Raw genomic sequence first — 14179 nt, 5'->3', positions numbered from 1 at the left:
ATAAACATTTGCCGCAATAGAAATTATATTTATGCGGAAGGTTTCGTTGGTAAGATGCCTTCTACTTCACCATGTACACGCGCTATGATATGCGCCGCCACCAAGCCATCACCAACGCGCTCGCAAGCATCCGCGCCCGCGCGCACCGCCGCATTCACCGCACCAGTTTCGCCACGTACCAATACAGTCACATAGCCGCCTCCAACAAATTGACGTCCAATTAAACGCACCTCAGCTGCCTTCGTCATGGCATCCGCTGCCTCAATCGCGGGAACCAGACCCCGGGTTTCAATCATGCCAAGAGCAATACCCATATGTTCAGCCATTTTGCTACTCCTCTTTAATAAATTTAAAAATACGTAATTCCCATTACTCGACCTAAGAAATATTTATTGTGCTGAGCACTCCTGCTTTTATTTCTACTTTACTCACTCCAATTATCGATAATGCCGCAGATGGTTAGATCGGTCATTATCGTCACATCAGGCATTGCCATACGTGCTGCGCTGCCACTAGTAGTAATCACCCACTTACCAGTCGGAACACCCACAGGATCAGTTGCCACCAGCAATTTACCTGCTTGATTCTCTAGTACGCGTAACGAGGAAGCTCTTAATCCTGCCACACGGCGCGTACATACCAACTCGTCTTTAACGCGCATAATTTCCATTAGCCGTTCTTCTCTTCTACCCATTGATCGATAATACCGACGATGGTCAAATCACTTGGATATTCCTTACTTCCCGCCGCCTCACGTGCAGCAGACGATCCAACGCAAATCACCCAATCTCCGGGAATACAGCCTACTGCATCGACAGCAACACTTGGCGTCCCTCCAGTTTTGTCCCTTACTACCAACAAAGGACGATGACCCATTTCCTTGATCCTGTTGGTCGATACCAGTGTTTTTTCTACTTTCATGATTCTCATAAACTACCTCGGTGAACCAGCCAAATTAATGCACAGCTTCCTGAATTTCATCATCTATAAATGTGCAACGCTCACTGCCCTCCCGGTCACTGACCGCAATTTGACAATCGATCAAGCCTTGTGCACACAGCTGCGCATAACGTGCCCTAATCGCAGCTTTGACACGACGACAGCGTAGGATCGCGCGCTCACGGGAACCTGGCACTCTTGAAGAATAATAAAAATGTATCAATACTGGCTCGGCGAGGCCATGCTTGATGTTGAGGTTGGTAAAAATCTTGATCCCAACATCAATATCAGTCGCTCCTTCTTCAACCGTATCAAGATGTGCAAAATAGAATTTATTGCGCAGCTGTAACTCGCTGATTGCTTCACCAACACATATGAAACGTTCGTTGTGACCAATAACCGAGTATCGCCCAGCATGATATTGCACGACATACTCGATCTGAGACAGATTAGCTTCCAGAAAACTTTGTATAAGTCTCCGCATACCATCGGACATCCTACCATTACCTTGCGCCCATCCTTCGGAACACTCTGTTTTAGCGATCACTTCCGCAATATATTGACGCACGGTATCTGAGGTCATATTTAGCGTCTTGTTATACACAACGCCACTATCAACATACCGGTATGGGTTGACATCCCCATCCGCATCTGGGAGATGCACACGGATAGTGTCGATATCTGTATCAACGCCAATCAACAAAATATCGGGTGCAGCGCCACGTCCATATGTGTTCTCAATTGCCGCACGTAGTTCATTCAGTCGTCCCAGCGCAGATTCGACAGCTTTATGATCGTTACTACCGTGCGCAGCACAGCCTTCCTGATGTGGATTGGAGCTACTGAAGTGATATACGGCAACCTTCAGGTAATTACAGTCTTCGCCTCCTGGTATGCCACCAGTCAGCCGCTCCAGTTCACGATGCGCCCAGTCAGCAACATCCCCTTCAACATCAAACATGGCACCGGCATGGGCTTTCACATATACAGCCTCATCCGGAACTAAACGAAGCACGAAAGGAAGCAGTCCCTGCAAACGACCATCTGAACAAGGACTTACATCCAATGTGTGGTAGCCACACGAACGCAGAAACTTTATATCAAGTGTCATGCGCCCTCGCCACGAGGCTTGGTCAGCATCTGCTTTTTCAATACACTCTTTAAAGCTACGGAAAATGCAGTATGAGTACAACGCGCGCAGGTTCAGACCAGATACCCAGGCCTCGCCCAACAAATCAGCTGGTAACTCATAGCCAAGCTTATCCTGTGCAATGGTCTGTGCACGAGAAACAAAATCCAACTCGTGCTGAAATGCTGAAATTATTTTCAAAGTTCCCACAATTACAGCGAAACGACCACGCACCCGCTGTTCATACGCATATAAGTGTTTGTTTAGTTCCCGATCGACCAGTGGATGCTCGCATCGTTGATCAGGGCCAATTACGCATGCCGGATTTACAAGTAATCCCACTTGAGGTAGAGCTCCTGCACGGCGCATTGCAGCAAGTCGTTTACGCGTGTTCACTTCTCACTCCTCACGCACGTGCGCCACCGGAACCAGTCACAACGGCGCCCTTAGCAGCACTGCCTGCCGAACCAGTAACACGACTTTCTGGAATAATCGGACGCTCAATCTCGCGGAATTGCTGTGCATTTGCACCGAATCCTCGAGATTCTCCTCGCTGCGACATGTTACGTACTAACGAAGAAGCGCCCTCAGTGCCGGTCACACGGCTTTCTGCATGCCAAGCATCACCAGTAACCCGCGTTCCAACTTGACTCCCCTCGCCGCTTAATTTATTGGCCGCTGCTATTTTTTCTTCTTGCTCGATCACAAAGCTTTTATTGTCAAGATGACGAAACTCAGGCGTCCCAGTGATAAGGCCGCCGGCCTTGTTGCCTGGGCCCGTGATACGTTCGCTATTGTAAGCTGTGCCGGTAATCTCACCCATATCCGCACGGCGCTCCCAAGCTTGTCGAGCTGGTGATTTGATACTGAAATCAGCTGGTGCAGGCGGTTTAGGTGGCGCCGCCCGAACGCGATCACGGGTAACAAAGCGGTTACTATCAGTTAAACAATGACTTGAGACATTATCTGCTCCAACATAAGGAGTGCCGGTAACAGGCTCACATACACCACGTTCATCACCGGTCATAACCGAGCCACCAGCACCCGGACGATCTCCCGTTACCAAAGCGGCGGGTATGACAGCGCTATCACGCTCCCGTGTTTCTTGTGCAATGGTATCAGATGGCTTGCAAAAGCTGCTGTATTGACCCCGGCCAATATAAGGCGTACCACTAATTGGTGAACAACTACCAAACTCATTTCCAGTGACTTGGTTGGCACGCCCTACATAGCTACCGGTAATCGGTTGACCGTTCCAGGTTTGATCCACGGCCACTTGGGATACAGGAGAGGCTGCATCGCTAACGTTATCAATTCTCTGACCTACGTCGGCATAATTTGATCCGGTGACGGGCAGGCTCTCCCCTCTGACGTCACCGATTTCCTTTGGGCTGCGGTTGTCGACCTTGCTCTGAATAAAACCCATTTTGCGAGCTTCATTTGCGCTACATAGATCACCAAAATCAGACGCAGTAAAATATTGGGAGCCGGTGATGGCACGGCAGGAACCTGATTCATCGCCAGTCACTTTACTAGATCGACCTACCTCGGAGCCAGATACCTCTTGATTGCCTCGCGACGACATGACACTAACCTTGCGAGGCATCGCAGGTGGCTCGGTATTGCAAACGTTCGAGTACTGCTCAGCGGCGAGATACTGAATACCAGTAACAGCATGACAAATTCCGGGCTCATCCCCAGTAATTTTATCAGTGTGCCCAACAGCGGTGCCTGTTACAGATTTTCCATGAAATGTATGGGTAGTCGCCACCTTATCCGGCGCCGTATCGGTTGCCAACTTTGAGTAACTCGACCCAGTTACTGCTCGGTCAGCACCTGATTCGCCACCAGTCGTTTTTCCAGAACGCTCCACTTGAGTACCCGTAACGGTCTTTCCTTTCTCAGTTTGCGCTGCACCGATTTTGGCGGGAGCTGGACTTGGTCGACTCGCACAAAATTCATCAAAACGCTCTGCAGACAAGTATTCCGTACCTGTCACATTCCGGCAGGCACCATGCTCATCGCCAGTCACCTTGACTGAACGACCCACTTCGGTTCCACTAACTTTATGATCGCGTAGTGTAGTACTAACACCAACCTTTGCAGGTCCTGGCTGTGGTTGCGTCTGGCAAATTTCATTGAACTGCTCGAATCCAATATATTCTGTTCCCGTAACTGCTCGACAGGAACCCGGTTCATTACCGGTAGTTCTCTGACTACGTTCAACCATGGTACCAGTAACAACATGACCAGTAAGCGTGTGACCCTCCTCAACTTTGGGTGGTACCGACTGGTCTGTAGCTGAGCGTGTGCGGCCACTTGACTGTGATCCTTTGTGACCAGCGCTGGCGAGTCCTTCAGTAGACCGCACCAACCGGCGGTGCATAGCCAACTGACGACCCGTTGCTCCCTTAGCAGCAGCCGTTTGCCGGGATTTTTCCGGTATACCGGCAGAAATTTTAGTGACCTGCGCAATCCGTTTCAGACCAGCTTTACCCTCTTGCGCCATCGCGGCACGACGGGCACGAGCAAGCATGCGGCCACTCACATTATCGGTTGGCTTCACATTGACAGTTGAAACAAAGGCAGCCGAAATCTTAGCCGCCTGTGCCACACGTTTTAATCCAGTTTTACCTTCCTGCGCCATTGCAGCACGACGAACGCGAGCAAGCGCACGACCACTCATATCTTCGGCCGGTTTTACTTCTGTCCAAGTAGGCATTGATGAAATGCCACTACTGGGCTGACCACTGCTTACAGCAACACTCATCTTTGTAGCGTCAGGTAAAACACCACTACAATTGCATGCCTGACATCCGCAGGACTTGGTCAATCCGTCCAACTCCGCGGCTATCGGCACTTCTTGGGTCAGACTCTGATGTTGAGAGGGTCGTCTGCGGCCATTAGCGTGCGCAGATACAGGTTTAATTGCAGATTTTCCTTTTTGACTCATTGCACTACGGCGAGCACGACTAATGCTGCGGCCATTTACCACATCCACAACCGGCTTGATGTTAGCAGCGTCAGAAATTGGTGCGACGCATTCGACCGGCAGCACAGCAGGCGCCGCAACAAAAGTTTTGCGTGCAACGGCTGGTTGTCGACTTGATCCTCGGCGAGTCAGGCCAGTCTTGCCATACTGCGCCATGACCTGGCGACGCTGCAATGCCAGATCGCGCCCCGACAAGGTAGCAGCTGCAGTGCTTTCAGTGTCTTGCCTCATCACGTACCTCTAACTATTTATTGAAGATTTATTTTGATCAACGATAAACGACAAAAGCCATTCCTTGACTCTGTGTGTAATTATCGTAAGCAATGAAACGTACTAAGTGATCGGGAAATTCACGATGGCAGGCATCAATCTCGGCCAATACGGCATCAATCGATTGTTCACCAAATAGCGGCAATTTCCACATATACCAAAAATTACTGGTTGCAGCGACGCCCTTCTCCGTGTGCTCAACCGCTGGGTTCCATCCCTGGCTAATTGCATACGCAATTTGACGATGTACCTGATCGGGAGTCATCGGCGGCAGGTAGGAAAAGGTTTCATACTTTCTTGTAACTTTATAGGCTTGTACGGTCATGTCAGTATCCTTTTTTATTGAAGCAGACTGGATCAGATTCACAATTGCTGAGAAACAAATAACATCCTATTTTTTCAGCAATCTGATGAATCCAGATCCCAACAAACAAACTACTTGTGCGCAACATCCAATTTGTCGACGGTATCGAACTCAAACTTGATTTCTTTCCATGTTTCCATTGCAATTTTGAGTTCTGGCGAGTGTTGTGCTGCGACAGTAAGGATTTCTTTTCCTTCTTTTTCCACTTGACGGCCTTCATTACGGGCCTGGACGCAAGCTTCGAGTGCAACACGGTTGGCTGCGGCACCGGCAGCATTCCCCCATGGGTGGCCTAGTGTCCCTCCACCGAACTGCAATACGGAGTCATCATTGAAAATCGCAACCAGCGCAGGCATGTGCCAAACGTGGATACCACCGGATGCAACGGGGAATACACCAGGCATGGAGCCCCAATCCTGATCAAAGAAAATTCCACGGGAACGATCTTCAGGGACAAATGATTCACGCATGAGATCGATCCAGCCAAGCGTTGCTTCCCGGTCCCCTTCCAACTTGCCCACAACGGTACCTGAGTGCATATGGTCGCCGCCAGATAAACGCAGAATCTTGGTCAATACACGGAAATGGATACCATGATGCGGGTTGCGATCGAGTACAGCATGCATGGCGCGATGGATGTGCAGCAACATACCATTGTCACGACACCAGTTGGCCAATCCGGTATTGGCGCAGAAGCCACCCGTAATGTAGTCATGCATGATAATCGGCGCGCCAATTTCTTTTGCATACTCGGCGCGTTTGTACATTTCTTCCGGTGTGGGTGCGGTCACGTTCAGGTAATGGCCCTTGCGCTCTCCGGTTTCCGCCTCGGATTTCAGGATAGCTTCCATCACGAAGTCAAAACGCTGGCGCCAGCGCATGAACGGCTGGCTATTGATGTTTTCATCATCCTTGGTGAAATCGAGACCGCCACGCAGGCATTCGTACACAGCCCGGCCGTAGTTTTTCCCGGAAAGCCCCAGTTTCGGCTTGATCGTACAGCCCAGCAGCGGACGACCATATTTGTTCATGACATCTCTTTCGACCTGGATACCATTGGGCGGCCCACCACATGTCTTGACGTATGCGATCGGGAAACGGATATCCTCGAGCCGCAATGCGCGTATCGCCTTGAAACCAAACACGTTACCGACCAGAGAGGTGAATACGTTGACGACCGAACCTTCTTCGAACAAATCGATTGGATAGGCGATAAATGTATAAAAGCAGGTGTCATCTCCAGGCACATCCTCGATATGATATGCTCGCCCTTTATAGTAGTCCAAATCGGTTAATAAATCGGTCCAGACTGTTGTCCAGGTGCCTGTTGATGACTCAGCCGCAACCGCTGCAGCCGCTTCCTCACGATCAACGCCAGGTTGGGGGGTAATTTTGAAACAAGCCAGAATATCCGTATCCAAAGGCGTATATTCCGGCATCCAGTAGGTTTGTCGGTATTCTTTTACACCGGCACTGTATGTTTTAGCAGCCATCTTGCAATTTCCTATCATTGAAAGCCCTGCAGACCACCCGGCATTAATCCCGGCAATCAGAGAGCGGAGAATTATTAAAAGGAACCATTTGTAATTCTGGTTCTGGATTATATGTTGTACTAATCAATAAGACTAATTAATAATTCCGATGGTTATCATAAAAATTTCCTATATTGCAATTTACTCTCCTCATTTATTCCTATGTCGCACATTACCTTGCACCAACTGAAAGTCTTCGAATCGGTCGCACGCCACTTAAGCTATACGCGCGCAGCCGAAGAACTCTTTCTGACCCAGCCGACGGTCTCTCTGCAAATCAAGCAGCTCGAGAACCTGGCTGCGCTGCCTTTATTCGAACAGATGGGCAAGCGCATTTATTTGACCGAAGCCGGTCAAGAGCTCTATCAATATAGCCGCGCCATTGCGCAGCTGATCGCCGATATGGAGCTTGCACTGGATGAATTAAAAGGGCTGGAACGCGGGAAGCTGAATATATCCGTGGTCAGTACAGCCAACTATTTTGCGCCCCATCTGTTAGCCAAATTTTGCCAGCGCTACCAGGGCATCACTGTCAGCCTCAACGTTTCCAATCGCGAAAATATCCTCAGGCAGCTGGCGGACAATCTGACCGATTTAGCTATCATGGGTCAACCACCCGATGGGCTGGATATCGTTTCCGAGTCATTCATGGAAAACCCATTGGTGATTATTGCCCCACCCGACCATCCCCTGTGCGGCCAGCAAAAAATCCCTGTAAAACGACTGGCGCAGGAAGTTTTCCTCGTGCGCGAACCGGGATCAGGCACACGGAATGCAATGGAACGTTTCTTTACAGAACAACAGATTACAATCAACAGAGGCATGGAAACCGATACCTCTGAAGCAATCAAACAGGCTGTTCAGGCAGGCATGGGACTCGGCATCATGTCGCGCCATACAATCGAATTGGAGTTAATAACGAATCGCCTCAAGATTCTGGATGTGCAAGGATTTCCCATCATGCGCCACTGGCATATTGTGCACCGGAAAAATAAACGTTTCTCCAATGTAGCAAAGACATTCAAGGAGTTTCTTCTCAAAGAGGCGCCAGAACTAATACCCTGAGCATTATTCTCAGGTCCGTGAAATTTCATTCCGACAGCGGCTGCATCCCCTAAAAACGCAGACCATGATAGGATGCGCTGCAGCTATCGGACTCGGCACTGCCGGCTTGATATATGCCAAAAGTTCTAGCAAAAATGATCCCGAGTGAACACTCTATGCACCTAAAGCCAGCATATGGTGAGGGACTTTCTCGAAGAATCCTACATTTGTTACTACAAATGCATAAGTAATAGAATGGGACGCCAACCCGAAAAAGATGCCGTAATGTACCGCTCTGTAAGTATTCTCAGCAACAGCTACTCCGATCAGTTGATAATAACGGTTTCTTCATCAGGATTATCCCGGTTCAGCCTGCCCGCCCGGATACGCAGATCTGCCTCGCCCGAGCATAATCAGCAGCGGCCTCGGAACCCACAACTGCTATCGAAATGAACAGAGAACCATTGCTCCCTAGGAAGCTGTCTGAGAATAGCGATCGTAGCGAGGGCGAGGCTGGTTGAGTTGGATTTTTCGATCATTTGAGGCGAATAGTCGTTCTATTTAACGAAAAGGATCGTAAAATCCGGCCAATCAGGCTCGTCCGCAGTAGATCAGTCTATTCTCGGGCAGCCTCTTAGCCTTTGCAATCGAACCAGCCCCGGCGCGCGCCTTTTACGCTTGGCGCATGCAAAGTATATTCTAACCGACTGATTCCACGAGATAAATACAAAACTTTATGGCGAGCACACATCACCCCACCAGCAGAATCCGACCGACTGCCCGAATGGTGGACATTATTCGGCTGGAAAAAAGCGACATCATCATCCTGCTGGCGCTCATGTTGGGAGTAGGCATGATCAATCTTGCTGTTCCAATAACCATCCAGACCTTTATCAATACCGTTACCATGGGAAGCTTGATCAAGCCTTTGGTGATCATATCGTTCATGCTTTTTGTGTTTCTCACCTTAGTTGGTTTTTTGTATGCGCTGGAATTTTATGTCGTCGAACTTATTCAAAGAAGACTTTTCGTGCGCACTGCCTTTAATATTGCTGAGAAAATCAGCATGGCGCGCTTGCATATGTATGAACGCAACAATATGGTTGAGCTGGTCAACCGTTTCTTTGAAGTTACCACCGTTCAGAAATCATTGGGCACACTCCTCACGACTGGCATAGCAACCATCTTCCAGGGCTTGACCGGGAGTGTGCTTTTGATTTTTTATAGTGTTTATTTCGGTGTGATGGCAATCATAATCATTATGATTATTCTGTTTATCGTCTTTGTCATTGGCAAGAGAGGAGAGATGACAGCCATTGATGAATCACATGCCAAATACTCGCTCGCTGCCTGGCTAGAGACTATCGCGCGCAGTCTTAACACCTTCAGATTCTCTTCCGGCGAAAGTTTTGCCATGCAGCATGTTGATGTCTTGTCAAAGCATTATCTGGAGAAACGTCAAAGTCACTTCAGAATTCTCTTCTCGCAATTAATTGGAGGTGTCTTCATCTATGCTGTGGGCGGCACAACCATGTTAGCATTGGGCGGAGTGCTCGTCGTCACAGGTGAAATCAATCTGGGCCAGTTCGTGGCGGCAGAACTGATTATTTTTACTGTCATGGCATCCTTTCTGCGCTTTATTGGTCAACTTGAGTATTATTATGACTTGCTTGCAGGTTTGGATAAACTTGGCATCATTCAGGATCTTCCCCAGGAACGCACAAACGGCAGTCCGGTTCAAATCACTGGCCCGCTCAAGCTTGAATTATTTGAAGTCTGTACAGAGGCCGCCAGTGACAGGATGATCACGAACGACATCACCTTCAAGCTGGAAGCGGGTAAGAATATTGCCATCCTGGGTGCTGACGGCAGCGGAAAATCCAAATTAGCTCAAGTGATTGTTGGCTTGCGGCAACCCGTGCATGGAAGAGTTCAATTGAATAACATTGATCTTAATTTACTGAATATCGAGGCAATTCGCAAACATATCGTGCTCCTCCACAAAGTGGAAATTATTGAAGCCTCAATCCGTGATAATGTAAAAATTTGGAAGTCTGATACGGATATCGAGACCATATCAGCAATACTGGAGCAATTGGGCTTACTTGACGCAATCACCCATCTCGAACACGGCCCGGAAACCTGGCTGCATTTTTCTGGCACACCGCTCAATAGAGATCAAGCAAAACTACTGATGATCGCACGCGCGGTGATCGCTCAGCCCGCCTTACTACTGATCAATGAGCTACTGGACACGCTGGAACAGGAGTCTCTGGACAAAGCGCTGGCCGCGCTCCGCAATCAACCGTTTACTCTGGTCATTCTGACGCGCTCCAGTACCATCGCCAATCAATGCGAGCGCGTCATATCCCTGGAAGCAAAATACCGTCGAACATGAGAAACCCACCCGCCAGCAAACGGTACTCTGCGCTGCTAGAAGTAGAAACGCCCACATTTGTCAAATCGCTCACCAAGTTCGTGAGTGTCGCATTCTTTATCATCCAGTTATTAATGCTTTTTCTCCCTTGGCAACAGAACATTGTCGCGCATGGTTTTGTAACCGCATATATTCCCCAGGAACGCATGCAATCAGTCGATGCGCCGGTCAGCGGCACCATCCAGAAATGGCATGTACTGGAAGGGTCGAAAGTCGTGGCGGGCGATATCCTGGTCGAAATCAGCGATATCGATCCTCTATTCAAAGATCGCCTCAGGGCTCAGCTGGAAGCAAGCCAGAATAGACTCAAGGCAAAAGAAGACGAACTGCAGTCTTATCAGGTGCAGCTACAGAATCTGCTGGCCGTCAGAGATGCCCGGATAGCCACTGCGCAATATAAAATGGACATTGCCAAGCAGAAAGTACTGGCCACATCAGAAAACATTGTTTCCGCGCAGGCAACACTGGATGCTGCGCAATTTCAGCTGAATCGGATGCAGCGACTGTTGAGTGACGGTCTGGTATCGAAACGGGACAAAGAAATTGCCGAACGTGATGAAATCATCGCCAGACGCCACTTGAACAGCACCCAGGCACAGTACGACTCGGCGCTCGCAGAAGAAAAATCTGCCAAAGCAGAATTGCAACAGGTACGCGCAGATGCACAAACCTCGATTGATGCGGTTAACGCGATAACGAACAGAATTTACTCTGAAATCGCCGACAGTCGCATCAGCCTTGCTACAGCAGAAACCAATCTGTCCAGGCAGAAAGCACAGCTGATTAGAGCACCGAGGAGCGGTACCGTTTTCAGGATACCGATTAATTCTCAGTCCCGGGTTGTCACACAGGGACAACCCCTGTTGACCATAATCCCGGATACTCACCAACGGGCGGTTTCACTGATGGTAGACGGCCTGGATGCCGCGCTGATCAGCCCAGGCAGCAGAGTGCGGCTTGAATTCGAAGGTTGGCCAGCCATTCAGATTGCTGGCTGGCCGAGTGTGGCTTTGGGCACATTCGGTGGCGTGGTATCTTTTGTCGATACCAATGATGATGGCACTGGTAATTTCCGGATTATGGTGGTACCGGATGAAACAGTACAAACCTGGCCATCGGACCGTTTCCTACGACAAGGTGCGACTGCAAAAGGCTGGGTATTGCTGGAAGAAGTCACAATAGGCTATGAAATTTGGCGTATTTTCAACGACTTCCCACCAAGATTACCTGACCCATCACTACATCAGTCTAGAACGAGTTCTGCCGCCAAGGTTAAAACAGCCGAGTTTGCTCCCCTAAAACGCGAGATTTCGCATTGATTTGATAGGCGCTCAAGCTTGGTTGTTTTTTTATGTGCCCATGAACCATGCCCAGCCTGATATTTCAATTCGGTCAACAAAAACTGTAACTAGGAGGCTGTCCGAGAATAGCGATCGCAGCGAGGGCGAGGCTGGTTGAGCGGGATTTTTCGATCATTTGAGGCGAATAGCCGTTCTATTTAACGAAAAGGATCGTAAAATCCAGCCAGCCAGAATCGTCCGCAGTAGATCAGTCTATTCTCGGACAGCCTCCTAGAGTCCGTTTGCTGATTTCAGGCAGAATTTCCATATTTTGAGCCGCGATACTTTAGTTAACAATATAAGCTTATCCAGATGAAACCTCTTTTCAGCAGTCATGGAGGCCTTGTCTTTCTATTACTTTTAGCAACATTACTGATACTCACTGCTACGCACACCCGCGCGGATAATCAGCTGGCAGTGGATAGCAACAATCGGGCCGAACAGCGCCTGAGTAGCGAGGAGAGTCTTTTGTTGCGTGACTTTGCAACAGAAATAGACGAAACCCTAGAGCATCACATTATAACCAAGCCCCTGATCCCGCTGCCGGCACATAAATCAACGCTCAGGATCGATGTGCACAAGGCCTTGTCCGGCGTCACAAGCCAAATGGATGAGAGGGAAAAACGCTCAGATGAGCATAATTTATCGATTCCAGAAATTCGCAAAATTGCCCTGGAAAACAATCTCTCACTCAAAATTGCCAATATCGAACCGGTAATTGCCGAAACTACAGTTGGAGAAGAAAGAGCAAAATTCGACAATATCATTTTTGCCAATGCCAATCTGAGGCACTTGGATGCGCCCGGTATTGGCGGTGATAATGTCAAGCTCTCCTCTTCTAATCCATTGCTCAATGATCAACGCGTCAAACTCTCGCTCGAACCACAGAAAATTGAACAACTCAACGCTGAAGCAGGTATTGCCATTCCACTTCGCACAGGAGGCGTCGTAACACTCAGCTCACCGATTGAACGCAAGATAACCAAGGGTCAGCTGGATTCGGATGAATTTCGCAGTGCGCTGCGCTTCTCCATTAGCCAGCCCCTGTTAAGAAATGCCGGAATTGCCGTGAATGAAGCCAGCATCAATATCGCGCACTATGAGCGGCGAGCAGTTGACATGAAAACCCGGCTGCAATCGATACGGGTTATTTCGATTATTGATAAGGCTTATTGGGAGCTATTCGCTGCCTGGGCTGAGCTGGATGTCAGGCGACAACAATATGACCTGGCTAACCAGAATCTCGCCATGGTACAAAGGCGAGTTGATGAAGGACTCACCGCAGCCATTGAAATCAGCCGTGCCGAAATTGGGGTCACCGATCGGGTTGAGTCGCTGATCATCGCCAATACCAAACTCAAGCTCAGCCAGCGTCAATTAAAATTTCTGCTTAATGACCAAACCTACACAATCGACTCGGACATCCATATCGTGCCGACTACCACCCCGACACTGGTTTACTATAATCTCGATCGCAAACAGATTGCCTCACTGGCGCTCGATGGTCGGCTGGAGTTACTTGAGCTGGAACTGAGATTGGCAGCTGATCTTACTAGAATAGAATTTCTGGAAAATCAAACCCTGCCACTTTTCACCCTGGATTATAGTTATGGCGCGTTATCCAATTCCCGTGGCAGTTTCAGCCAGACATACGAAGATGTCGTCCATAACCGCTTTAACGACTGGTCGATTGGACTGCGCTTTGAATTGCCCATGACCAACGAAGCCCGCCGGATGCAACTGCAAAGAGCCGTGCAGCAACGCATACAACGCTTGACCACAAAAACCCTACAAGAACAAGTCGTCCTCAGGGAAATTTATGATGTGTTTGATCAGGTTGAGCAAAACTGGCAGCGCATCCTTGCCACCAGGCAACAGGTCATATTGGCCGGTATCAACTACGAAGCCGAACTCAAACAATTCAAGGAAGGTCTGCGGACAATGACGGAAGTCTTGGAAATGCTCACATTCCTAGGTGAGGCGCAGATAAGGGAAATCCATGCCGTCAGGGACTATCAGGCCGCATTGATCGATCTCGCCTATGCGACGGGGACACTCCTTGGCTATAGCCGGGTTGAATTCTAACGACTTCATTGCCGCCACTTGCTTCACGCACTCCCGGAATCGGGATA

At 49.1% G+C, this 14179-nt stretch carries 11 protein-coding genes; 4 read left to right on the top strand and 7 right to left on the bottom strand.

All coding sequences use genetic code 11. From position 1 onward, the window contains the following. Nucleotides 1-29: 29 nt before the first annotated feature. From ABTW62_RS02765 to ABTW62_RS02735, 7 genes are all read right to left on the bottom strand, one after another. Nucleotides 30-326, bottom strand: coding sequence for a BMC domain-containing protein (locus tag ABTW62_RS02765; RefSeq protein ID WP_430903049.1), 297 nt, complete (start codon nt 324-326; stop codon nt 30-32). A 98-nt stretch (nt 327-424) separates the two neighbouring features. Next, nucleotides 425-670 (bottom strand): carboxysome peptide B, encoded by a 246-nt coding sequence (locus tag ABTW62_RS02760; protein ID WP_430903048.1) that lies wholly within the window; start codon nt 668-670, stop codon nt 425-427. Then, nucleotides 670-921 carry a carboxysome peptide A gene (locus ABTW62_RS02755; RefSeq protein WP_430903047.1) on the bottom strand — a complete coding sequence of 84 codons (252 nt, stop codon included), beginning with the start codon at nt 919-921 and terminating at the stop codon, nt 670-672. The genes ABTW62_RS02760 and ABTW62_RS02755 overlap by 1 nt, the downstream gene beginning before the upstream one ends. Nucleotides 922-955: 34 nt before the next feature. Beyond that, the gene (locus tag ABTW62_RS02750; protein WP_430903046.1) at nt 956-2464 is read right to left on the bottom strand and encodes a carboxysome shell carbonic anhydrase; all 1509 of its coding nucleotides are present in this window, start codon (nt 2462-2464) and stop codon (nt 956-958) included. 10 nt (nt 2465-2474) lie between these two features. Further along, a complete protein-coding gene (locus ABTW62_RS02745) occupies nt 2475-5216 on the bottom strand; it encodes a CsoS2 family carboxysome shell protein (RefSeq protein ID WP_430903045.1) in 2742 nt (913 codons plus the stop codon). 112 nt (nt 5217-5328) lie between these two features. After that, the gene (locus ABTW62_RS02740; RefSeq protein WP_430903044.1) at nt 5329-5655 is read right to left on the bottom strand and encodes a ribulose bisphosphate carboxylase small subunit; all 327 of its coding nucleotides are present in this window, start codon (nt 5653-5655) and stop codon (nt 5329-5331) included. A gap of 110 nt (nt 5656-5765) precedes the next feature. After that, on the bottom strand, nt 5766-7187 hold the full coding sequence (locus tag ABTW62_RS02735; protein ID WP_430903043.1) for a form I ribulose bisphosphate carboxylase large subunit: 1422 nt from the start codon (nt 7185-7187) through the stop codon (nt 5766-5768). A 201-nt stretch (nt 7188-7388) separates the two neighbouring features. Here ABTW62_RS02735 and ABTW62_RS02730 point away from each other — a divergent pair, with 201 nt between their 5' ends. The 4 genes from ABTW62_RS02730 to ABTW62_RS02715 all read left to right on the top strand — a co-directional run bounded on the left by ABTW62_RS02730 (nt 7389) and on the right by ABTW62_RS02715 (nt 14132). Continuing rightward, entirely contained in the window at nt 7389-8291 is a 903-nt protein-coding gene (locus tag ABTW62_RS02730) for a LysR family transcriptional regulator (RefSeq protein WP_430903042.1), read from the top strand. Between the two features lie 715 nt (nt 8292-9006). Continuing rightward, complete coding sequence (locus tag ABTW62_RS02725) at nt 9007-10668, top strand: ATP-binding cassette domain-containing protein (protein WP_430903041.1); 1662 nt, start codon at nt 9007-9009, stop codon at nt 10666-10668. Next, nucleotides 10665-12026 carry an HlyD family secretion protein gene (locus tag ABTW62_RS02720; RefSeq protein WP_430903040.1) on the top strand — a complete coding sequence of 454 codons (1362 nt, stop codon included), beginning with the start codon at nt 10665-10667 and terminating at the stop codon, nt 12024-12026. The genes ABTW62_RS02725 and ABTW62_RS02720 overlap by 4 nt, the downstream gene beginning before the upstream one ends. Nucleotides 12027-12359: 333 nt before the next feature. Next, complete coding sequence (locus ABTW62_RS02715; protein WP_430903039.1) at nt 12360-14132, top strand: TolC family protein; 1773 nt, start codon at nt 12360-12362, stop codon at nt 14130-14132. The last annotated feature ends 47 nt before the right edge of the window (nt 14133-14179 follow it).

Source organism: Nitrosomonas sp. ANs5 (assembly GCF_050584665.1).
Lineage (GTDB): Bacteria > Pseudomonadota > Gammaproteobacteria > Burkholderiales > Nitrosomonadaceae > Nitrosomonas.
Note: the sequence above shows the minus strand (reverse complement) of the source record. Positions and strands in the feature narration are given on the sequence as shown.